Origin of the sequence: Pseudomonas putida S13.1.2, assembly GCF_000498395.2 — a bacterium.
GTDB classification, from domain to species: domain Bacteria; phylum Pseudomonadota; class Gammaproteobacteria; order Pseudomonadales; family Pseudomonadaceae; genus Aquipseudomonas; species Aquipseudomonas putida_Q.
The window spans coordinates 4,248,153-4,270,914 of record NZ_CP010979.1; the positions used below are offsets into that span (position 1 = coordinate 4,248,153).

Below are 22,762 nucleotides of genomic sequence, written 5' to 3' on the forward strand. Positions count from 1 at the left end.
TGGCGAGGGCTTCGCCCTCGATCGCGGCGCAAGGCCGCTGCTACAGGGAACGCATCCCGCCGAGGGATCGCATATTCCTGTAGGAGCGGCCTTGTGCCGCGAATGGGCCGCAACGCGGCCCCAGCGGTATTACAGAACGTCGAGCAGCTCGACGTCGAACACCAGCACGCTGTGCGGCGGGATGCTGCCAACGCCTTGGGCGCCGTAGGCCAGCTCGCTTGGCACGTACAGGCGCCATTTGCTGCCAGCGTTCATCAGCTGCAGGGCTTCGGTCCAGCCAGCAATCACGCCACCTACCGGGAATTCAGCCGGCTGGCCACGCTCGTAGGAGCTGTCGAACACGGTGCCGTCGATCAGCGTGCCGTGGTAGTGCGTGCGCACGTTGTCTTCGCGGGTCGGCTTGGCGCCTTCGCCTGCGGTCAGTACTTCGAACTGCAGGCCCGAAGCCAGGGTGGTGATGCCATCACGCTTGGCGTTTTCGGCCAGGAATTCCTTGCCAGCGCCAGCAGCAGCTTCTGCCTTGGCAGCCGCTTCGGCTTGCATGATGTCGCGGATCACTTTGAAGCTGGCCGACAGGTCGGCTTCGCTGACGCGGCTGTCGGCGCCGTTGAAGGCGTCGGTCAGGCCGGCCAGGATGGCTTCCAGGCTTACGCCTGGTGGCGGGTTGTCGCGCAGCTGGCCGCCCAGCTGACGGCCGATACCGTAGCTGACGCGCGTTTCGTCGGTAGACAGATTGAGTTCGGACATTGTCGTGCTCCACTGCAGGGCGCAGTGCAGCCGCGCCCTTGATGAAAAGGGCGAGCAGCCTAGCACACTGGGAAGCTGCGAGCAGCTACCAGGCCGAACGCTGGGAAATCGGCACCTTGAGGTCTTCTTCCGGGTGCGAACCCATGCCGCACATTTCGTCCTGCACCGACCAGTGCACCAGGTTCATCGAGACCATGGGGATGGTTTGCAGCAACTTGCGGGCATCCTCCACCGAGTGCACGCGCAAGCGCTCGCCACGGGTGTCAGACAGCGGGTGCGCGCGGCCTTTGAGCCGGGCTTCAATGAGGTAATCGCCGCCTTCGATGGCGATCAGATTCACTTCGTCGACATGGCCAGCCCTGGCCTCGAGATTGAGCTGATGCAGGTTCATGTAAGCACCTCGCGATGAGAACCACGCATGAGTGCTCATTTTTCGTACAGGCGAGCCTAAAGCACAAGCCAGAAACGACACCGCCCGTCCGTTTTGCAACAGACGGGCGGTGCAGGCAACAACCGGGCTCAGTGCTTGGTCAGCTTGTCCAGGTAGCCCATGCAGAACGCCGAAACCACAAAGGTCATGTGGATGATCACGTACCACATCAGGTAGTCGGTGGAGATGTTCTGCGCATCCATGAACACCCGCAGCAGGTGAATGGACGAAATCGCCACGATCGACGCAGCCACCTTCATCTTCAGCGACGAGGAGTCCATCTTGCCCAGCCAGTTGAGCTTTTCCTTGCTGTCGTCGATGTCCAGCTGCGAGACGAAGTTCTCGTAGCCGGAGATCATCACCATCACCAGCAGGCCACCCACCAGCGACATGTCGATCAGCGAGAGGATCACCAGGATCAGGTCAGCTTCGCTCAGGGCAAAGACGTTGGGCAGGACGTGGACCACTTCCTGGAAGAATTTCAGCGCCAGGGCCAGCAGGCCCAGGGACAGGCCGAAGTAGATGGGGGCGAGCAGCCAGCGCGAGGCATACATCGCGTTTTCGAGAATACGTTCCATGGAGGGTTTGGGACTCGTCAGGTGACTAAAAAAACGACAGCGAGTATAGCCAGCCACCTGTTACAGCAAAAGCCCGGTGAATCGGGGCTGCTTTGCAGCCCATTCGCAGCGCAAGGCTGCTCCTACAGGGGACCGCGATTTCCTGTAATCGATGGACTCGCCCCCGCCGAGGCATCACAGTGCCACGGTGGCGTTCGAAGAAGCCAACGGCAGCGAGGGCGAGACCATGAAAAAGCATAGTTCGAAGCACGATTCCCTGTCTTCCACCGATGTGGAACTTTGCACAACCATCTGCGTAGACCTGGCCAAACAGGTCTTCCAGTTGGCAGGCGAGGACGCTACTGGTCGGGTGATCTACGAAGATCGCATCAAATCCCGTCAAGCATTCCATGACTTCCTGATCAGGCTGCCAACGACCGTGGCCGTCTTGATGGAGTGCGGTCCAGGTGCACAAGCCTGGGCCAGGCTGCTGCAAACCAAAGGTAATCCGGTTCGCATCCTGCCTGCGCAACGCGTCGCCGAACACCGTAGCGGCGCGAAGAACGACCGTAACGATGCCCATGCCATTCTGCGTGCCGGTCGCGATACCAGCATTGCCTCCGTACCGATCAAGAGCACCACAGCGCTGGCTATTCAAGCACTGCATCGCATCCGGCGCGGCAACATCAAGCGGCATACAGCGCTGGGCAATCAGATACGTGGCCTGCTGCTTGAGCATGGCGTATCCATGCCTCAAGGCGATGCCGCGATCAGTCAGCAGGTACCGCGGGCGCTTGAGGATGCCTCCTTGCCTCTGCCCGACTTGTTGCGCGAGTTGCTTGATGAGCTGCTGACTGACTGGCTGTCTTTAGGTGAACGCATTGCGGCGCTGAGTGGACGGCTCGAAGTGACAGCCCAGCAAGATAAGGTGGCACAGCGGCTGATCACCATTCGTGGCGTTGGCCCAATCATCGCCACGGCGATCGTGGCAAAACAGACCGAACCCAGCCGCTTCGCGAGTGGCCGAATGTATTCCGCCTTCTTCGGTATCGTGCCGGACCAGCACAGTAGCGGAAACAAAATCAGGCTGGGCAGAATGAGCAAGCGAGGTGACGGCTACATACGCAGCCTGATGATCCAGGGCGCGCATGCTGTCTTGAGTCAGCTAAGACCTGATTCCGATCAGCCAGACGATCGCCGCCTCTTGCGCTGGCTATCCCGCCTTGGACGCAAGGAGGCGGCGATCAGACTGGCTAATCGAAATCTGCGCATTATCTGGGCTCTGTTACAGAGCAATCAGGTCTACCAACGCAAACCGAACAACAACCCGGAGGCTGCTATGAGCCTCTGACCAACCGAGCAATGCCACCGGGGCGCTGAGCGCTCCAACCCCTGCTAGTGAACATTGACCCTAGGTAAGACCGTCGCAGACAGATGCCTCCGCTCCTACAGGCCTAACGTAATGGCCTCAATGTAAACGGCACACTGCGAGCTCACCACGATGTTGGCCAGAAGCGAAAAGCTTCCTCGAATAGGCCTGATACATAGATGCAACCGGGTTCCTATGTTCAAAAGCAGCTAGACAGTGTGGGCGAGTCCATACATAGGAGCGGCCTTGTGTCGCGATGGGCCGCAAAGCGGCCCCGGCAATGGTTCAGGTCTCAGGATGAAACTGGTAATCCCCCAGGTTCCGGCACCGCTCGCCGTTGATCCGCCGCAACTGCGCCTGCAGGTGCAAGCACCAGATCTGCGGGTCTTCGGATACCTGATAGCCATGCAAGGTCAGGCTGTCGACAATGGCGTTGAGCACCGATTCGGCCACCAACGGCCCATGAAACGGCCCTTGAGCCTTGATCGCGGAAGGTTGCTCACCGGCCATGCCGGCGGCGAACAGTAAGGTCCACATGCCGTTGTCCCCGGCCAGTGGGCGGATGCTGCATTCGATGCGGGTCACCAGGCCCAGGCACTGGCGTGTGAGGCTGAGGTTGCGCATGGCCGCGTCCCCTCCAATAAGCCTTGTTCAGCCTGAACACCAGGCTGTTTCCATCCTGAACGCTGATACTGTCCTTAAGTTCCAGCATAGAATAACAGTACCGGAAGATGGAATACCGGCGCTGAACGGTAGCACATCGCCGCCAGCGCCGGTTTATTGACTCAGGCCGGCTTGGCCTGGGCAATCACCTCTTCCAGGCGTTCCTTTTCTGCCTTCTCGATGTCTTCCTCGCTGATCATTTCGGCGATTTCACGCAGCCGTTCCACCACACGGGCGTTGACGCTGCCCTCGGTAAACTGCCCCTGCTCATCGGGCACCCCGGCCTCCTCGCCCACCAGCAGGCTCAGTGCCTCATCAGCCTGGCTGACCGCATAAACGTGGAACATGCCGTTCTCCACGGCCTGCAGCACGCGCTCGTCGAGCATCAGGGTGGCGACGTTGGCACGCGGGATGATCACCCCCTGCTCGCCGGTCAGGCCACGCGCCTCGCACAGGCGGAAGAAGCCCTCGATCTTCTCGTTGACCCCACCCACGGCCTGCACCTCACCAAACTGGTTGATGGAACCGGTGATGGCGAAGCACTGCTTGAGCGGCGTGCGCGACAAGGCCGAGATCAGTGTGCAGGCTTCGCCCAGCGAGGCGCTGTCACCGTCCACATAGCCGTAGGACTGCTCCAGGGCGATGCTCGCGGAAATCGCCAGCGGGAACTCCTGGGCATAGCGGCTGCCCAGGTATCCGGTGAGGATCATCACACCCTTGGAGTGGATCGGCTGGCCAAGGTTGACCTCGCGTTCGATGTCGACAATGCCGCTGCCGCCCGGGTACACGGTGGCAGAGATACGCGCCGGCATACCGAACGCCGAGTCGCCCACTTCCAGCACGGTCAGGCCGTTGCACTTGCCGATGGCCGCCCCTTCGGTATCGATCAGGATGATGCCGGCCAGCATGTCGTCCAGCACCCGTTGCGAAACACGCCCGGTGCGGGTGGCCTTGGCCTTGAGCGCACGTTCGATGTGCCCGGCGTCGGTCATTTCGTCACTGGCCAGCTGACGGATGAAATCGGCTTCGCTGACCAGCTGGAACAAGTCGCCGATACGCGCCGACAGGCGTGACTGGTTTTCTGCCAGGCGGGCGCTGTAGGTGGCCAGGCGTGCTACCGCGTCACTGGTCAGCGGCGCCATGCCCTCTTCGTTGGTACGGGTACGCAACAGCTGGGCGAACTGCTCCAGGTTCTCGTCGACCATGGGCATGTCTTCGTCGAAGTCCACCAGCACGCGGAACATCTCCTGGAAGTCCGGGTCGTGGTCCTGCAGCGCGTAGTACAGCTGGCGTGAGCCGATGATCACCAGTTTCACGTTCAGCGGAATCATCTGCGGCTGAAGGCTGACGCTGGCCACACGGCCCAGCTCACCGATCGGTGACTCCATCTTCAGCTTGCGCGACTGCAGCGCACGCTTGAGCGCATCCCACACAAACGGCTCGCCCAGCATTTTCTCGGCTTCAAGAATCAGGAAGCCGCCGTTGGCACGGTGCAACGCGCCTGGGCGCAGCTGGCGGTACGAGGTGTACAGCGCGCCCTGGTCGGTGCTGTATTCGATGCGGCCGAACAGGTTGTCGTAAGTCGGGTGCGGCTCAAACACCACTGGCGCGCCACCGGCGGCATGGTGGCCGACCACCAGGCTTGGGGCGTACTGCTCTTCCAGCAGCTTGCGCGCAGCGGCGTCGGTCTTGCTGTCGTCGACCAGTTGCTCGACCACGGTGCGCAGCAGGTTCAACTGCACCGACTGCAGGTAGGCGCACACCGCTGCGTTCTCGGCGTACTTTTCCGACAGCGGCGCCAGCAACGGCTGCAAGGCCAGGGTGATGGTTTCTTCGTTGAGCTGGCGCAGCTGGTTGTTCGACTCGCGCTTCCATTGCGGCAGGCTGGCCAGCTCTTCGTTCAGCTGTTCCTCGAGCGAGGCAATGTCTTCGTGGAACTGCTCGCGCACCGCTTCCGGCAGCTGGGCGAACTCGGCTTCGTCCAGCGCCTTGCCGTCAGCCATCGGGGTGAAGGCGACGTTGCTGGCGTCGCGGTACAAGGCCACGTCCTTTTCCAGCGAGGCCCGCTCGATCACATCCAGGGCGCGGTCATAGCGCTGGTTGAAGGCACGGTCGATGGCGCCTTTCTTCTGTTGGTACGACGGGTGCTCGAACACTGCCGGGAAGGTGGACAGCAGGTTGTCGATCAATCCGCCCATGTCGCTGATGAACTCGGCGGCGCTGCCCGACGGCAACTCCAAGGCGCGGGGCTCGCGGGTGTCATCGAAGTGGTTGACGTAGACCCAGTCGGCCGGGGTGTGCTGGCGCTTGCCCTCGGCCTTGAGGTAGCGCTTGACGAACGAGAAGCGCCCGGTGCCGGGCTCGCCCATCACGTATACGTTGTAACCAGGGCGGGGCATGGCCACGCCGAACTGCAGGGCCTCGACAGCACGTTCCTGGCCCAGTACTCCGCGAAACGGCTCCAGATCGTCGGTATGGGTAAAGGCAAACTGCTCGGGGGAGAAACGCCGGGTCAGGGCTTCAGGCGCGAGACGCAGGCGCGCAGCGACAGGATCGGGCATTGGGTTTCCTTACTTCGGCGGGCAGATGAGCAGCATTCTGGCGCTGCCCCAGCGCGCCTTGCAAGGCTCTACGGGACTTTATATCGCGGCAGGTCGCAGCCCGTGCAGGTCATGTAACAGCAAATTTTTCGCAATCAACAACGCAACCTTTAGATCGTGCCTAAACTCCAAGCTGCGCGGGTGGGTGAAAAGCTTTCCCGACCTGGCAACCGAGTTGCCAGAAACCCTGACCCTTGGTTAAGACAAAGAGAACAAATGCTATGAAACGGATTCTTCTGGGTACTCTGTTCACCGTGGTCTCGCTGAACGCCATGGCCGAAGCGCCAGGCGGCCCGAACTGCGGCTGGGGCAACATGCTGTTCGAAGGCCAGCGTGGCACTCCGGCACACTTCCTGGCTTCTACCACCAACGGCACTTCCGGTAACGCCACCTTCGGCATGACCTCCGGCACCAACGGCTGCTCGACCAAGGCTTCGCTGACCTACGGCGGCAAGTCCTGGTTTGCCATGAACGGCATGATGAACGAGCTGTCCGAAGACATGGCCATGGGCCAGGGCGAAGCACTGACCACCTATGCCGTAGTGCTTGGCGTGGCCCCGGAAGACCGCGTCTACTTCAACTCGGTTACCCACCAGCACTTCAACCAGATCTTCAGCAGCGCCGATGTCACTGCCGAAACTGTCCACACCAACACCCTGGCCGTTCTGAAGAGCGACCCACGCCTGGCCAAATACGCTACCGAGGCCTAAGCACTGCTGTTCCCGCCCCCCACGGGGGCGGGTTTCGCCTTTTTCGGCATCGTGAAGAAGTAGTTGCCCGATATGCTCAAACGCCTCGCTTCCCTGGCGCTGTGTGCCTGCGCCCCTGTTCATGCCGCGCCCGTGCTGGATCAAGGCCGTCTCCAGCAACTGGCCAATACCCCTTACTGGCTCGCCATTGGTCACTACGAAACCGCCAAGCTCGGCGGCTGGCGTAGCTATGTGGACGATGATGCCTTCTTCCTCGCCGAAGACGGTGCGCACCACCCGGATCAAGAACTCAAGGCTACGGTCGATGCGCTGTATGCCCCGGCCAGCCTCGGCGACAAGCACGCGCAGTGCGTATTCCCCGCGCGCACCCGCTGGCTGCGCGAACAGCTTGACCTGCAAGGCTTGCCGCAGCCGGACTGCCAGGAATTCAAGACCTGGTACAAGTCGATCGACCCGCACAACGCCGCGTTGATCTTCCCGGCGGCCTACCTGAACAGCCCGTCGTCGATGTTCGGCCACACCCTGCTGCGCATCGACCAGTCCAGCACGCGCAACGACGACACCACGCTGCTGAGCTACGCGATCAACTTCGGCGCCTACATTGAAGGCAGCGACAACAGCATCCTGTACGCCTGGAAGGGCCTGATGGGCGGCTACCCAGGGCTGTTCGCGCTGATGCCCTACCAGGAAAAACTGTCCGAATACCGCAGCCTGGAAAACCGCGACCTGTGGGAATACCAGCTGGACCTCACCCCCGAAGAAACCGGGCGCATGGTCGAGCATGTGTGGGAACTCAAGCAGATCCAGTTCGACTACTTCTTTTTCGACGAAAACTGCTCGTATCGCCTGCTGGAGCTGCTGCAAGTGGCCCGGCCGAGCCTGGACCTGACCTCGCAGTTCCCGCTGACCGCCATCCCGACCGATACGGTCAAGGCCGTGAAACAGTCCGGCCTGGTCGCCAGCGAGGTTTACCGACCTTCCCGCGAACGTGAGTTGCTGGCCCGTGCGGAGCCGCTCGACCACAACGAAAAGCGCCAGGTACTGGCCGTGAGTGCCAACACCGCACAGTTGCAAAGCCCCGAATTCAAGGCCCTGCCCCGCGAACGCCAGGCATTGGTGCAAGATGCCGCGTATCGCCTTGAGCGCTACCGGGCCAACGGCCAGGAACGCGACCCAGGGCAAGCCAAGCGCAGCTTCGAGCTGCTGCGGGCGATCAACAGCAACCCGCCGCCGCCCTTGCAGATCGAGCGCCCTGGCCTGCCCGAGGATGGCCATGACTCACGCACCTGGCAGTTGGGCGTGGGCACCCGTGAAGACCGCGCCTACGCCGAGTACGGCCTGCGCATGGCCTACCACGACCTGAACGACAATGCCTACGGCTTCCCGCTGGGTGCGCAAATCGAGATCCTGCAGCTGAAGGTGCGCCAGTACGAGGGTAATGACTGGCAGGTGCAGCGCCTGGACCTGGCCACCATTCGCTCGCTGACACCTCGTAACGAGCTGCTCAAACCCTGGTCGTGGCAGGTGGCCGGCGGCCTGGAGCGGGTGCCGGGCAAGCATGATGACGAGGTGCTGGTAAGCCACGTGAACGGCGGCGCCGGTGGCACTTGGCAACTGGCCGACGGGTTGCTGGGTTTTGCCCTGGGTACGGTGCGGGTCGAGCATCACAACGACTTCGCCCAGTTCATCGCCCCGGCGGCAGGGTTCAATGGCGGGCTGCTGTGGCGCAACGGCTTGGGCAACATGACGCTGGAGGCCAAGGGTGATTACTTCACCAATGGCGAAGTGCGGCGCAGTGTGAGCCTGAACCAGCAGTGGGAGCTCAGCCAGAACCTGGGGCTGCGGTTGAGCGCTTCGCGCGAGTTCAGCCACCTGGCTACGGCGCAGAACGAAGTGATGCTGGAACTGAAGTGGTATCACTACTAGCTGGTCGGGCCTGCGCGCTTTTTGTAGGAGCGGCCTTGTGTCGCGATCGGGCCGCAAAGCGGCCCCAGCAATATATGCATCATCGCTAAAATTCTGGGGCCGCGTTGCGGCCCGATCGCGACACAAGGCCGCTCCTACAGACAGCGCGTCAGACTGGAAACTGTGTATCCAACCAACTCTTTGACACTGTTTTGACACGTCCCCGACAAATGGCCGCCTAGACTTTCCACTATCTACGGGAGGGTCTGGTGGTCATGTCGCGGTACTGGTTCGGCGTGTGCGTTGCGTTGTTGCTGTCAGGTTGCGAAACCACCCACGAGCAGATGCTCAACCACGGTTATCCCCCTGCCTATGCCGATGGCTTTCAGGACGGCTGCAGCAGCGGCCGGCAGGCGGCCGGGCTGATGGTGGGCGGCTTCAGCAAGAACGTGCCGCGCTACCTGCACGAGCGCCAGTACGAAACCGGCTGGGACGACGGCTTCCGCCAGTGCCATGCCATGCAGAACAGTGAAGAACAGCGCGAGTACCACGAGCGCTTCTGGGACCAGCGCGACCGCGATTGGGAGCAGGAAAAGGACCGTGGCGCCGCCAAGGCTTATCGCCACAACTGAGTCGCAAACGGACATTCCTTGAAACCGGCGGCCGGCCATGATGGTCTCCTGCACATAGGAGGCCCTGCATGAGCCGAGCATTCGTCAACGAAGACCAGGCTGCCGCCCAGGCCGACCAGCCGGTGGAGCGACGCGTCAGCGAACAACCCAACTACGTCACCGCCAACGGCCTGCGCCAGTTGCAAATGCGCGTGGCCGAGCTGAATGCCTTGCGCAGCGAACTGCAGGCGCAGGGCGAACGTGGCGACAAGCAGCGGCTGGCCGATACCGAACGGGACCTGCGTTACTTCAGTGCGCGAGTGCAGAGTGCCCAGGTAGTGCCGGCAGCCACTTCACGCAGCAAGGTGCAGATTGGTAGCCGGGTGCGGTTTGTCGATGCGCAGGACCAGGAGCAGGTGGTGCAACTGGTGGGCGAGGATGAAGCGGATGCCGGGCGGGGGTTGATCAACTGGGGTTCGCCGCTTGGGCGGGCTTTGCTGGGCGCGGGGCCTGGGGATGAAGTGGTTTGGCGGCGGCCGGTGGGGGATCAGGTGATTGAAGTGGTCGGGATCGAGGTCGAGGGTGAACATTGAGGGCCAAGTGGGCTGCTTTGCAGCCCATCGCGACACAAGGCCGCTCCTACACAGGGGCCGCGACAACCTGAATGATCGCGCGATCCTGTAGGAGCGGCCTTGTGTCGCGATGGGCCGCAAAGCGGCCCCCTGCGGCTTCAGGTCAGACTACGCCTTGGGCCAGCATCGCATCAGCCACCTTCACAAAGCCTGCGATGTTCGCACCTTTGACGTAGTTGATACGGCCATCGGCCTCTTCACCATAGTGCACGCAGGCATGGTGAATCGACTGCATGATGTTGTGCAGCTTGCTGTCTACTTCACCGGCAGTCCACAGCAGGCGCATGGCGTTCTGCGACATTTCCAGGCCCGACACAGCCACGCCACCGGCGTTGGAGGCTTTGCCCGGGGCATACAGGATGCCGGCGTCCAGGAAGATATCCACAGCTTCGAGGGTGGTCGGCATGTTGGCGCCTTCGGCCACGCAGATGCAGCCATTGCGCAGCAGCGTGCGGGCGTCTTCGGCGCCCAGTTCGTTCTGCGTGGCGCACGGCAAGGCGATGTCGCACGGCAGGCTCCACGGAGTCTGGCCCTTGCGGAACTCAAGGCCGAACTGCCCGGCCAGCTCGCTGATGCGGCCGCGCTTGACGTTCTTCAGCTCCATCAACGCGTCCCACTGGGCATCGGTCAGGCCGGCTTCGGCGTACAGGGTGCCTTCGGAGTCGGACAACGAGATCACCTTGCCGCCCAGGTCCATCACTTTACGCGCCGCATACTGGGCCACGTTGCCCGAGCCGGAAACCGCCACGCGGCGGCCGTCAATGCGCTTGCCCTGGCGCTTGAGCATTTCTTCGGCGAAGTACACGCAGCCGAAGCCGGTGGCTTCCGGGCGGATCAGGCTGCCGCCGTAGGTCATGCCTTTACCGGTCAGCACCGACGTGAACTGGTTGGCCAGGCGCTTGTACTGGCCAAACATGAAGCCGATTTCGCGGGCGCCCACGCCGATGTCACCGGCCGGTACGTCGCAGTCAGCGCCAATGTGACGGTACAGCTCGCTCATGAACGCCTGACAGAAGCGCATCACTTCGGCGTCGCTCTTGCCTTTAGGGTCGAAGTCCGAGCCGCCCTTGCCGCCGCCCATGGGCAGCGAGGTCAGGGAGTTCTTGAACACCTGCTCAAAGGCCAGGAACTTCAGCACGCTGAGGTTCACCGACGGGTGGAAGCGCAGGCCGCCCTTGTACGGGCCGATGGCGCTGCTCATCTGGATGCGGTAGCCGCGGTTGACCTGCACCTTGCCCTGGTCATCGACCCAGGAAACGCGGAACAGCACCGCGCGCTCAGGCTCGACCATACGCTCGAGGATGCCCGATTGCAGGTAGTGGGGGTTGGCTTCAAGGAACGGCCACAAAGTGCGTAGCACCTCTTCCACCGCTTGGTGGAATTCCGGTTGGCCGGGGTCACGCTGTTGTAGGCGTGCAAGGAAATGGTCGACAGATTCGATCATGGTAGACATCTCACCAAGAGGATTGGACTTATTGGTTTTTTTTCGAATGTACCAAGAAGCAATCGCACTGGAATAGGGCGAAATGTCGTTTTTTTGAAATTATTTGGTGCGTTTTATATAAGTGTATACAAAGCACGCGCTCGATCAGCTGTTTTCCCGATTGAGCCAGGCACGAAAATGGGGCCACCAAGGGCCCCATTCTTGTGCATCAGAAAACCGGCTTACTGGGCCAGTTTCTTGTGCCGTACACGGTGCGGCTGGGCAGCTGCATCGCCCAGGCGCTTCTTGCGGTCGGCTTCGTACTCGGTGTAGTTGCCTTCGAAGAACACCACGTTCGAGTCGTCTTCGTACGCCAGGATGTGGGTAGCCACACGGTCCAGGAACCAACGGTCGTGGGAAATCACGATCGCAGCGCCCGGGAAGTCCAGCAGGGCTTCTTCCAGCGAACGAAGGGTTTCGACGTCGAGGTCGTTGGACGGTTCGTCGAGCAGCAGGACGTTACCGCCCTCCTTCAGGGTCAGGGCCAGGTGCAGGCGGCCACGCTCACCACCGGACAGGTCCTTGACGAACTTCTGCTGGTCGCCACCCTTGAAGTTGAAGCGGCCAACGTAGGTACGCGACGGGATCTCGTAGTTGCCGATGCGGATCTGGTCGGAACCGTCAGAAATCTGCTGGAACACGGTCTTGGCGCCGTCCAGGTCTTCGCGGCTCTGGTCCACGCAGGCCAGTTGCACGGTTTCACCGATCTCGATGCTGCCCGAGTCCGGCTGTTCCTTGCCCATCAGCATGCGGAACAGGGTCGACTTACCGGCACCGTTACCACCGATCACGCCGACGATGGCGCCTTTTGGCATGGCGAACGACAGGTTGTCGATCAGCACGCGGTCGCCGTAGCCTTTGGAGACGTTCTTGAACTCGATGACCTTGTCGCCCAGGCGCGGACCAGCCGGGATGTAGATCTCGTTGGTCTCGCTGCGTTTCTGGAATTCCTGCGACTGCATTTCTTCGAAGCGCTGCAGACGGGCCTTGGATTTGGACTGGCGAGCCTTGGCGCCTTTGCGCACCCATTCCAGTTCCTCTTTCATGGCCTTCTCGTGGGCGCTCTGCTGCTTGGATTCCTGCGCCAAGCGGTCCGACTTGGCTTCCAGCCAGCCCGAGTAGTTGCCTTCGTACGGGATGCCGGCGCCGCGGTCCAGTTCCAGGATCCAGCCAGCGACGTTGTCGAGGAAGTAACGGTCGTGGGTAATGGCTACCACGGTGCCCGGGAAGTCGTGCAGGAAGCGCTCAAGCCACGCCACCGAATCGGCATCCAGGTGGTTGGTCGGTTCGTCGAGCAGCAGCATGTCGGGGGCCGACAGCAGCAGGCGGCACAGGGCCACACGGCGCTTTTCACCACCGGACAGGTGCTCGATTTTTGCGTCCCAGGCCGGCAGGCGCAGGGCGTCGGCGGCGACGTCCAGCTGGCGCTCCAGGTTGTGGCCGTCGGCGGCCTGCAGGATGGCTTCCAGCTTGGCCTGCTCGGCGGCCAGCTTGTCGAAGTCGGCATCCGGGTCGGCGTAGGCGGCGTAGACCTCGTCCAGGCGTGCCTGGGCGTCCTTGATCACGCTGACCGCTTCCTCGACCACTTCACGCACGGTCTTGGTCGGGTCCAGTTGTGGCTCCTGCGGCAGGTAGCCAACGTTGATGTCGGGCATCGGACGGGCTTCGCCGTCGAATTCCTTGTCGACGCCCGCCATGATCCGCAGCAGGGTCGATTTACCGGCGCCGTTCAGGCCGAGCACGCCAATCTTGGCGCCCGGGAAGAACGACAGGGAAATGTTCTTGAGAATTTCCCGCTTCGGCGGCACGACCTTGCTCAGCCGATGCATGGTGTAGACGTATTGAGCCAAAACCAAGCCCTCTAATTCAGATAGGTAAAGACATCGACGATCGCCCAGGCAGCATGGCCAGGGGGATGCGTGTTCGGGTGTCATTGAACAAAGTCGACCATTCTACGCCAACGCGCGGCGTTGCATAGGAGGGGTCGAGAGTGGGGTGGGATCGGTGTTGTCCCTGGGGGGAATTTGTTGCCTTTGCCGGCCTCTTCGCGGCTAAAGCCGCTCCCACAGGTACTGCATTGCCCTTGAAGGCGGTGATATCCCTGTGGGAGCGGCTTTAGCCGCGAAGAGGCCGGCACAGCAGCCGAGATGGCTCAGACGTGGTGCTGTTTGGCCTTGCCCCGCGGCAACCGGCAACGGTCGCCCTGCCCGGCCAGGCGCGCGGCCCAGGCGGACTTCACGCTGAAGCCGCCGCTGCGGGCAGGTTGCTGCTCGGCCGGTTTGGCCGGTTTGGCAGCCGCAGGCGCAGTGCTGACCACCTTGGCAGCAGGCTTGACCGCCGCCACTGCCGGCGTTGGCGCTGCTGCCGCCTTGGCGGTCTTGCGCAGTTCAGCCAGCGAGGGCGCTTTGCTCTTGGCGCTGGCGCCAGCGTCAGGTTTGACCAGCGAGCGCTGGCAAGACTTGCAGGATACGTCCTCGGTCACGGCAGTGCTGACAAGGGTCTGACTGCTGCGCCCACAGGCGGAATCGAGGCCATTGGAGGAAAAGTGAGTAACCAAAACCGAACATCTCCGATGCGTTGTCATGTATAGCGGGCGCTATTCTCGCACAGGTTGCAGGGGCTTGCCGAACCACCGGGCCGGCACCATCGGTCAACATGGCTGGCACTTTGCCATAATCCTAGGCATGCTAGCCGGTTTCGGGTGTCCGGCCTTATAGTGCGCCACCGTTGTGCGCCACCAGACACCGGCATACACCGTGCATGATGCTTCCCTGCCATCGCCAGCCCAATCGCAGGATCAACGCTTGACCAACCTTACTCATCCGTCGACATTGCGTACCGCGCCACAGGCGCCCGCCGCTACCCTGCGCGGGTCGGTCAAGGGTGCGCTGGCGATGCTTGCCCTGATCCTGCTGGGCCTGCTGCTGTGGCAGCTTTTTGCCCAGTTCAACCACACCCAGGCCGACCTGCGCAAACAAAGCCTGGACGCCACCGCGGAACTGGCCGACCACCTGAGCCTGAACATGGCGTTCAAGGCGCAGCAGGCGGTAAATGTGGTGCAGCCTTACGTCAATCCGCCGACGCCCGACGCCCTGCCGGGCCTTGTGCATACCTTGCGCGAGCGCCTGCCTGCCCTGCAGAGCGTGGCCTGGCTGGACAGCGCAGGGCAACTGCGCGGCGACAGCCTGGCCGGCAGCCCTGACCGGAAGTTGCTTGACGAGTTGCTCACACTGAACCAGGGCCGCCCGTACTTCTTCACCAATTCCGCCGACAACCGCACCCTCTATCTGCTACTGCGTCAGTCCCCCGAGCAGGACCGTGGCTTCTGGCTGCTGCGCCTTTCGCCGGACTACTACCGCACCCTCACCGTCCACCTCGATGGCGCCGGCCACCCCCTGTGGCTGCTGGAAAACAGCCGCAGCGGCGAGGTACTGCAACGCCACGCGCCGGCCGACACCGGCAGCGAGCCGCTACAGAGCGTGATGCTGGCCTTTATCGACAACAGCACCTGGCAGCTGCGCGGCCTGTTCGACGCCCAACTGACCCAGCAAAAACTGCTGCCTGCGCTGATCGGCAAGTGCCTGCTGGTGCTGTTCTGCGCCCTGCTGCCGGTGCTGGCCCTGATCAACATGCGCCGCCGCCAGCGCGCGCTGCAGGAAGACCGCCGGCGCTACCAGGAAATTTTCGAAGGCACCGGCGTGGCCTTGTGTGTACTCGACCTGTCCAGCTTGCCCAGCCAGCTCGACCGCTACCACCTGCGCAACCGCGCCGCGCTCAAGCACAGCCTGGCCCTGGACCCGAACCTGCGCCGCTCGCTGCTGCTGGAACTGAAAATCACCGAGGTCAACCAGGTTGCGCGCCAGTTGCTGAACATCAACTGTCACGAAGGTGCCTGGCAGCGGCTGATCGACGGCACGGGCGATGGCCGCGACAGCATCGGCATGCAACTGATCGACGCGCTGATCGAACAACGGCCACTGCTGGAGCTGGAAGTACGCCTGCCGGCGCCACTGGGCGGCGAGCTGCACCTGTGGCTGATGGCACGCCTGCCGCAGCAGCGCCGCGACTACCAGGCGGTCATTCTCAGCATCAGCGACATCACCAGCCGCAAGCAGGTAGAGCTGTCGCTGCTGGAGCGCGAAAGCTTCTGGTCGGACGTGGTGCGCACCGTCCCCGACCAACTGTACGTGCAGGACGTGCTCAGCCAGCGGATGATCTTCAGCAATCGCCACCTGGGCCAGACCCTGGGTTACGACCGCACCGAGCTTGCACAAATGGGCGACCGCTTCTGGGAATTGCTGCTGCACCCCGAAGACGCCGCGCATTATCAGGCCCTGCGCCAGCAACAGCGCGATAGCGGCCATGACCACCCGCTGCACTGCCAGTTACGCTTTCGCCACCGTGATGGCGGCTGGCGCTGCTATGACATCCGCGAGCAGGTGCTGACCCGTGACGCCGAAGGCCTGGTAACGCGCATCATCGGCGTGGGCAAGGACGTGACGGTGCAGATAGAGGCCAGCCAGTCGCTGCGCGACAGCGAACAGCGCTACCGCATGCTCGCCGAAAGCATCAGCGACGTGATCTTCTCCACCGACAGCCTGCTCAAGCTCAACTATGTCAGCCCTTCGGTGCAGAGCGTGCTGGGCTACCAGGCCGACTGGATTTTTGCCAACGGCTGGCAGTCGATCATCGCCAACCCGGCCCAACTCACCGGCATCTACAGCCTGATGGAGCGCGTGAGCAAGGCCATGAGCGACCCGGTTCAGCTGGCCCAACTGCGCAGCCAGCTGCCGACCCAGCTGTTCGTGTTCGACTGCCTGCGCGGCGATGGCCGCAAGATCCCAATCGAGCTGCGCCTGGTGCTGGTGTGGGACGACGACCAGCGCTTCGAGGGTGTGCTTGGGGTAGGCCGTGACATCAGCCAGCAACGCCGCGCCGAAAAAGACCTGCGCATGGCCGCGACGGTGTTCGAGCATTCCACTTCGGCCATTCTCATCACCGACCCGGCCGGTTATATCGTGCAGGCCAACGAGGCGTTCAGCCGCGTCAGCGGTTACGCCGTCAGTGAAGTGCTCGACCAATTGCCGGGCATGCTCACCGTCGACGAACAGCAGGAAGGCCACCTGCGCTATGTGGTCAAGCAACTGCACCAGCGCGGCAGTTGGGAGGGCGAGGTGTGGCTCAAGCGCCGTGACGGCGACCACTACCCGGCCTGGGTCGGCATTACTGCGGTACTGGACGACGAAGGCGACCTGGCCAGCTACGTGTGCTTCTTCACCGACATCAGCGAGCGCAAGGCCAGCGAACAGCGCATCCACCGCCTGGCCTACTACGACGCCCTCACCCACCTGCCCAACCGCACGCTGTTCCAGGACCGCCTGTACAACGCGCTGCAGCAGGCCGAGCGGCAGAAGGCGTGGGTGGTGCTGATGTTCCTCGACCTCGACCGTTTCAAGCCGATCAACGACTCCCTCGGCCATGCCGCCGGCGACCGCATGCTCAAGGACATGGCCCTGCGCCTGCTGGCCTGCGTGGATGACGACGACACTGTGGCGCGCATGGGCGGCGACGAGTTCACCCTGTTGCTGCAACCGCGCGCCAGCCGCGAACTGGCGCTGAACCGCGCCATCCACGTGGCCGAGAACATCCTCGGCAGCCTGGTGCGGCCGTTTGTGCTGGAAAACCGCGAGTTCTTCGTGACGGCCAGTATCGGCATCGCTCTCAGCCCGCAAGATGGCAGCGAGCTGAGCCAGCTGATGAAAAACGCCGACACCGCCATGTACCACGCCAAGGAACGCGGCAAGAACAACTTCCAGTTCTACCAGGCCGAGATGAACGCCAGCGCCTTGGAGCGCCTGGAGCTGGAAAGCGACCTGCGCCACGCCATGGAGCAGAACGAGTTCATCCTTTACTACCAGCCGCAGTTCAGCGGCGATGGCAAGCGCCTGACCGGCGCCGAAGCACTGCTGCGCTGGCGCCACCCCACCCGGGGCCTGGTGCCGCCGGGCGACTTCATCCCGGTGATCGAGGAACTGGGCCTGGTGGTGGACGTGGGCGACTGGGTGCTGCGCGAGGCCAGCCGCCAGCTCAAGGCCTGGCACAAGGCCAAGGTGCGGGTGCCGAAGGTGTCGGTGAACATTTCGGCACGGCAGTTCTCCGACGGCCAGCTGGGCACGCGGATTGCCAACATTCTTGAAGAAAGCGGCCTGCCACCGGCCTGCCTGGAGCTGGAGCTGACCGAAAGTATCCTGATGCGCGAGGTGAACGAGGCGCTGCAGATTCTGGCCAGCCTGAAAAACCTCGGCCTGAGCATTGCGGTGGACGACTTCGGCACCGGCTACTCATCGCTCAACTACCTCAAGCAGTTCCCCATCGACGTGCTGAAGATCGACCGCACCTTCGTCGACGGCCTGCCCGAGGGCGAGCAGGACGCGCAGATAGCCCGGGCGATCATCGCCATGGCCCACAGCCTCAACCTGGCGGTAATCGCCGAGGGCGTGGAAACCCACGAGCAGCTGGAGTTCCTGCGCGAGCATGGCTGCGACGAGGTGCAGGGCTACCTGTTCGGGCGGCCGATGCCGGCACACCAGTTTGAGGCGCAGTTCTCCAACGAAACGCTGTTCATGTTCCATTGATGCGGTACCTGCACTGGCCTCATCGCCGGCAAGCCAGCTCCCACCAGTGATGCATCAGCCTCAAGGCCAGCGCCAATCCTGTGGGAGCTGGCTTGCCGGCGATGGGGCCATATGCGCCCAAAAAAATGGACTTGAGAGTCAGCTCCGGCACCCACCCAGCCCAGACACGGCGCGGGATGCAACATGAGCCCCATTGGTCCGCGACTTGATGCCACTTCATATGCCAGCTGCGAATCAATCGGTTAGAATGCCCCCCCAAACTACCCCGATCCTTGAGGACCGCCATGTTCAGCCGTGATTTGACCATTGCCAAGTACGACGCCGAGCTCTTCGAAGCCATGCAGCAAGAAGCCCTGCGCCAGGAAGAGCATATCGAGCTGATCGCTTCGGAAAACTACACCAGCCCGGCAGTCATGGAAGCTCAGGGCTCGGTCCTGACCAACAAGTACGCCGAAGGCTACCCGGGCAAGCGTTACTACGGTGGTTGCGAGTACGTCGACATCGTCGAGCAACTGGCCATCGACCGTGCCAAGGAACTGTTCGGCGCCGATTACGCCAACGTCCAGCCGCACGCTGGCTCCCAGGCCAACGCCGCTGTCTACCTGGCCCTGCTGTCGGCCGGTGACACCATCCTGGGCATGAGCCTGGCCCACGGTGGCCACCTGACCCACGGTGCTTCGGTAAGCTCGTCGGGCAAGCTGTACAACGCCATCCAGTACGGCATCGACGGCAACGGCCTGATCGACTACGACGAAGTCGAGCGCCTGGCGGTCGAGCACAAGCCGAAAATGATCGTTGCCGGCTTCTCGGCCTACTCGCAGGTTCTGGACTTCGCCCGCTTCCGCGCCATTGCCGACAAGGTCGGTGCCTACCTGTTCGTCGACATGGCCCACGTTGCCGGCCTGGTTGCCGCTGGCGTGTACCCGAACCCTGTTCCGTTCGCCGACGTGGTCACCACCACCACCCACAAGACCCTGCGCGGTCCACGTGGCGGCCTGATCCTGGCCCGTGCCAACGCCGACATCGAGAAGAAGCTGAACTCGGCTGTCTTCCCGGGCGCCCAGGGCGGCCCGCTGGAGCACGTCATCGCCGCCAAGGCCATCTGCTTCAAAGAAGCCCTGCAGCCTGAGTTCAAGACTTACCAGCAGCAGGTGGTGAAAAACGCCCAGGCCATGGCCAGCGTATTCATCGAGCGTGGCTTCGACGTGGTGTCCGGTGGCACCCAGAACCACCTGTTCCTGCTGTCGCTGATCAAGCAGGAAATCTCCGGTAAGGACGCTGACGCCGCTTTGGGCAAAGCCTTCATCACCGTCAACAAGAACTCGGTACCGAACGACCCACGTTCGCCGTTCGTCACCTCGGGCCTGCGTTTCGGCACCCCAGCCGTCACCACCCGTGGTTTCAAGGAAGCCGAGTGCAAGGAACTGGCTGGCTGGATCTGCGACATCCTGGCTGACCTGAACAACGAAGCGGTGATCGACGCCGTACGTGAGAAGGTCAAGGCCATCTGCAAGAGGCTGCCGGTTTACGGCAACTGATTGGCGCCAGCCTGAAGTAAAGAAGCCCGGCCCAGTGCCGGGCTTTTTTGTTTTTCATGAACCAGGTTCGCTAACCTGTCGCGGTCCCTGTGGGAGCGGGTTTACCCGCGAAGAGGGCAACGAGGTGGATGGCACCGGCTACGCCGGTGTTCGCGGGTGAACCCGCTCCCACAGGTAATATGCTTGCCTTCACTACCTGGGCTCAATTCAAGTTACTTCCACATTACCAACCACAGGCCACACCTTGACCAGAGAACAACTCGAGACCCACCAGATCCCGATCTACTTCGCTGCCGTGCTCGCAGCCGTTGCCATCGGCTTGATGGCCAGCGACAGCGCGCGCCACCTGGAAGCCCTGGTCACCCCCGCCATTGCCGTGCTGATGTACGCGATGTTCCTGCAAATACCCTTCCTCGACCTGCGCCAGGGCCTGGGTAATCGCCGTTTCATCGGCGCGCTGCTGCTCGCCAACTTCATTCTTGTTCCGCTGTTGGTCTGGGCGATCACCCGCGGGTTAGTCGAGCACCCGGCGATCCTTGTCGGCGCCCTGCTGGTACTGCTTACACCCTGCATCGACTACGTGGTGGTGTTCACCCACATCGGCAAAGGCGACTCGCGCCTGACCCTGGCCGCCACCCCCGTGCTATTGCTGGTGCAATTGGCACTGCTGCCGATCTACCTGGCCCTGATGCTGGGAGACAGCAACAACGTGGCCATTTCCATCACCCCGTTCGTGGAAGCCTTCGTACTGCTGATCGTGGTGCCCATGCTGCTTGCGGTGCTCACCAGCTTAGGTGCCCGCCACTCGCGCACAGTCGCGACCTGGAACGACGCCTGGGCGTGGTTGCCCGTGCCGGCGATGGCCTTGGTGCTGGTGGTTGTGATCGCTTCGCAGATTGCCACGGTACTGCGTGATTTCGACCGCTTGCTGCCGGTGATTCCGGTGTACATCGGTTTCATGCTGCTGGCGCCAGCGCTCGGCTTCATCGCGGCGCGGCTGTTACGCCTGCCGGCCACCGCAGCACGCTCGGTAACGTTCAGTGCCGCCACGCGTAATTCGCTGGTGGTGTTGCCGCTGGCGTTAGCGTTGCCGGAGGGGATTCGCGGGCTGGCCGCAGCGGCAGTGATTACCCAGACGCTGGTGGAACTGGTGAGTGAGCTGGTTTATGTGCGCGTACTCCCCGCATTAGTGCGAGGCTGATGAGCAAAGGCAGGTTCAGGGAAGCTGAACCTTTTGCTTGTACGCGCGCGACCCTATCCTGATAGAATGCGATGAATTCTCATTAACATCCAATCTATCCCGTGCAATCCACTTCATCGGCAAACCGCCACCAGCATCAGGCCATCGACCAGCTCTACAGCCACCATCACAGTTGGCTGCAGAGTTGGTTGCGCAAGCGCTTGGGCAGTGCCGCCGATGCCGCAGACCTGGCCCAGGACACGTTCGTGCGGCTTCTCTGCAGTGCGGCTGGCGAACCGCTGAACTGCTCGGCTCCACGCGCCTATCTGGCCACCATTGCCAATCGCCTGACCATCAACTTCTACCGCCGCCGGTCACTGGAACAAGCCTATCTGGCCGCGCTGGCGGAAACACCGGAAGCACTGGCACCGTCGTTGGAACATCAGGCGCTGGTGCTCGAAGCCCTCGACGAAGTTGACCAGGTACTTGCGTTGCTGCCAGCCCAAAGCCGGCAAGCGTTTCTGATGGCGCAGCTGGAAGGTTATACCCAAGAAGAGATTGCCAGCCGCCTCAAGCTCAGCGTACGCACGGTACAACGCCACCTTGCGCGGGCGTTTGAGGAATGCATAGTGCTCGCCAGCCTGTGCGTGCAACATGAGTAATACGCCCATCGACCGGCGCATTGCCCGTGAAGCGGCCAGTTGGTTCGTGCGCTTGCAGAACAGCAGCGCCGGCGCCGCAGAGCATGCGGCCGGTGCCGAGTGGCGAGCGCGGCACACTGACCACGAACGCGCCTGGCAACTGGCCGAGCGCTTCAGCAGCCGGGCCCAGCAGCTTACCGGTGAGCCCGCACGGGCGGCCCTGGAGCGCCCGCGCAGCCTGGAACGCCGGAACGCGCTCAAAACCCTTGCGCTGCTGATCGCCGCCGCTCCGCTTGGCCTCGCTGCCTACCGAGGGCTGCCGTGGCGCGAATGGCAGGCGGACGCGCGCACCGCCGTCGGGGAGCTACGCACCGTGCACCTGCCGGATGGCGGGCAGATTCGTCTGAATACCGGCAGCGCCATCGATATCGCCTACGACGACAGTGCTCGCCGCGTGCACCTTATCACCGGTGAGATGCTGGTCGAAGTGCTGAGCGAGCCTGCAAGGCGCCCATTCATCGTCGATACCGCCGAAGCGCAAATCACCACGCTCGGTTGCCGTCTGCTAGTGCGTCATTACCCAGGCAGCACGTTCCTCGCCGCACTGGAGGGCGCTGTGGAAGTGCGCCCGCGGTTGTCACCGGGTGATGATGGCCTGGTGCGCCTGGCTGCCGGCCAGCAAACCCATGTCAGCATCCAGGCTGCACAGCCCCCCATGCCGCTGGCCCAGCATCATCTCGACTGGCTCAGCCATGTGCTGCGGGTAGAAAAGACACGCCTGGATGACTTCATCAGCGAGCTGGGGCGCTATCGACCCGGCCTGTTGCGGTGCGATCCGGCCGTGGCCGGGTTGCTTATTTCCGGCACCTTCCAGTTGCGCGACACCGATCAGATTCTGCGCGCCCTAAGCCAGACATTGCCGGTGGATGTCCACTACCGGACGCCTTACTGGGTCACCCTCACCGCGCGTGCCAACGCGTAAAAAGAATCGTTGTCGTGTTTTCCTGAAGCTGCGTGTCCCTTCCGTAAGCACATCACTTTCACAGGGCGGGGACGAACAC

At 62.6% G+C, this 22,762-nt stretch carries 18 protein-coding genes; 10 read left to right on the forward strand and 8 right to left on the reverse strand.

Annotated elements, in window-relative coordinates:
- Positions 1-129: 129 nt before the first annotated feature.
- The 3 genes from N805_RS18775 to N805_RS18785 form a co-directional block, all read right to left on the reverse strand.
- Complete coding sequence (locus N805_RS18775; RefSeq protein ID WP_016484828.1) at positions 130-747, reverse strand: FKBP-type peptidyl-prolyl cis-trans isomerase; 618 nt, start codon at positions 745-747, stop codon at positions 130-132.
- 85 nt (positions 748-832) lie between these two features.
- The gene (locus N805_RS18780; protein ID WP_016501545.1) at positions 833-1,138 is read right to left on the reverse strand and encodes a DUF6482 family protein; all 306 of its coding nucleotides are present in this window, start codon (positions 1,136-1,138) and stop codon (positions 833-835) included.
- A gap of 128 nt (positions 1,139-1,266) precedes the next feature.
- Positions 1,267-1,755, reverse strand: a complete 489-nt coding sequence (locus N805_RS18785; RefSeq protein ID WP_016501546.1) for a TIGR00645 family protein — start codon at positions 1,753-1,755, stop codon at positions 1,267-1,269.
- A 271-nt stretch (positions 1,756-2,026) separates the two neighbouring features.
- Between N805_RS18785 and N805_RS18790 the strand changes: the two genes are divergently transcribed.
- Positions 2,027-3,085 (forward strand): IS110 family transposase, encoded by a 1,059-nt coding sequence (locus tag N805_RS18790; RefSeq protein ID WP_080956862.1) that lies wholly within the window; start codon positions 2,027-2,029, stop codon positions 3,083-3,085.
- 303 nt (positions 3,086-3,388) lie between these two features.
- Here N805_RS18790 and N805_RS18795 read toward each other — a convergent pair whose 3' ends face one another.
- Complete coding sequence (locus N805_RS18795) at positions 3,389-3,727, reverse strand: hypothetical protein (RefSeq protein WP_016484826.1); 339 nt, start codon at positions 3,725-3,727, stop codon at positions 3,389-3,391.
- Between the two features lie 161 nt (positions 3,728-3,888).
- Positions 3,889-6,327, reverse strand: coding sequence for a Lon protease family protein (locus tag N805_RS18800; RefSeq protein WP_019471670.1), 2,439 nt, complete (start codon positions 6,325-6,327; stop codon positions 3,889-3,891).
- A gap of 260 nt (positions 6,328-6,587) precedes the next feature.
- On the opposite strand from N805_RS18800, the gene N805_RS18805 reads away from it, so the two are divergent.
- The 4 genes from N805_RS18805 to N805_RS18820 all read left to right on the forward strand — a co-directional run bounded on the left by N805_RS18805 (position 6,588) and on the right by N805_RS18820 (position 10,185).
- A complete protein-coding gene (locus N805_RS18805; RefSeq protein ID WP_016501548.1) occupies positions 6,588-7,076 on the forward strand; it encodes a DUF3015 domain-containing protein in 489 nt (162 codons plus the stop codon).
- A 72-nt stretch (positions 7,077-7,148) separates the two neighbouring features.
- Positions 7,149-9,002 carry a DUF4105 domain-containing protein gene (locus tag N805_RS18810; protein WP_019471671.1) on the forward strand — a complete coding sequence of 618 codons (1,854 nt, stop codon included), beginning with the start codon at positions 7,149-7,151 and terminating at the stop codon, positions 9,000-9,002.
- Between the two features lie 254 nt (positions 9,003-9,256).
- Positions 9,257-9,613 (forward strand): hypothetical protein, encoded by a 357-nt coding sequence (locus N805_RS18815; protein ID WP_019471672.1) that lies wholly within the window; start codon positions 9,257-9,259, stop codon positions 9,611-9,613.
- Between the two features lie 68 nt (positions 9,614-9,681).
- A complete protein-coding gene (locus tag N805_RS18820; RefSeq protein ID WP_019471673.1) occupies positions 9,682-10,185 on the forward strand; it encodes a GreA/GreB family elongation factor in 504 nt (167 codons plus the stop codon).
- 142 nt (positions 10,186-10,327) lie between these two features.
- On the opposite strand, the gene gdhA is transcribed toward N805_RS18820, so the two are convergent.
- The 3 genes from gdhA to N805_RS18835 all read right to left on the reverse strand — a co-directional run bounded on the left by gdhA (position 10,328) and on the right by N805_RS18835 (position 14,264).
- Positions 10,328-11,668 carry an NADP-specific glutamate dehydrogenase gene (gdhA, locus tag N805_RS18825; protein ID WP_019471674.1) on the reverse strand — a complete coding sequence of 447 codons (1,341 nt, stop codon included), beginning with the start codon at positions 11,666-11,668 and terminating at the stop codon, positions 10,328-10,330.
- 221 nt (positions 11,669-11,889) lie between these two features.
- Positions 11,890-13,557 carry an energy-dependent translational throttle protein EttA gene (gene ettA / locus N805_RS18830; RefSeq protein ID WP_016501553.1) on the reverse strand — a complete coding sequence of 556 codons (1,668 nt, stop codon included), beginning with the start codon at positions 13,555-13,557 and terminating at the stop codon, positions 11,890-11,892.
- Between the two features lie 302 nt (positions 13,558-13,859).
- A complete protein-coding gene (locus N805_RS18835; RefSeq protein WP_019471675.1) occupies positions 13,860-14,264 on the reverse strand; it encodes a hypothetical protein in 405 nt (134 codons plus the stop codon).
- 247 nt (positions 14,265-14,511) lie between these two features.
- Between N805_RS18835 and N805_RS18840 the strand changes: the two genes are divergently transcribed.
- From N805_RS18840 to N805_RS18860, 5 genes are all read left to right on the forward strand, one after another.
- On the forward strand, positions 14,512-18,342 hold the full coding sequence (locus tag N805_RS18840; RefSeq protein ID WP_019471676.1) for an EAL and GGDEF domain-containing protein: 3,831 nt from the start codon (positions 14,512-14,514) through the stop codon (positions 18,340-18,342).
- A 284-nt stretch (positions 18,343-18,626) separates the two neighbouring features.
- Positions 18,627-19,880 carry a serine hydroxymethyltransferase gene (gene glyA, locus N805_RS18845; RefSeq protein WP_019471677.1) on the forward strand — a complete coding sequence of 418 codons (1,254 nt, stop codon included), beginning with the start codon at positions 18,627-18,629 and terminating at the stop codon, positions 19,878-19,880.
- Between the two features lie 244 nt (positions 19,881-20,124).
- Positions 20,125-21,081 (forward strand): arsenic resistance protein, encoded by a 957-nt coding sequence (locus N805_RS18850; RefSeq protein ID WP_019471678.1) that lies wholly within the window; start codon positions 20,125-20,127, stop codon positions 21,079-21,081.
- Positions 21,082-21,182: 101 nt separating this feature from the next.
- Positions 21,183-21,722 (forward strand): sigma-70 family RNA polymerase sigma factor, encoded by a 540-nt coding sequence (locus tag N805_RS18855; protein WP_019471679.1) that lies wholly within the window; start codon positions 21,183-21,185, stop codon positions 21,720-21,722.
- Positions 21,715-22,683, forward strand: a complete 969-nt coding sequence (locus tag N805_RS18860; RefSeq protein WP_019471680.1) for a FecR domain-containing protein — start codon at positions 21,715-21,717, stop codon at positions 22,681-22,683. Before N805_RS18855 ends, N805_RS18860 begins: the two co-directional genes overlap by 8 nt.
- Positions 22,684-22,762: the final 79 nt, after the last annotated feature.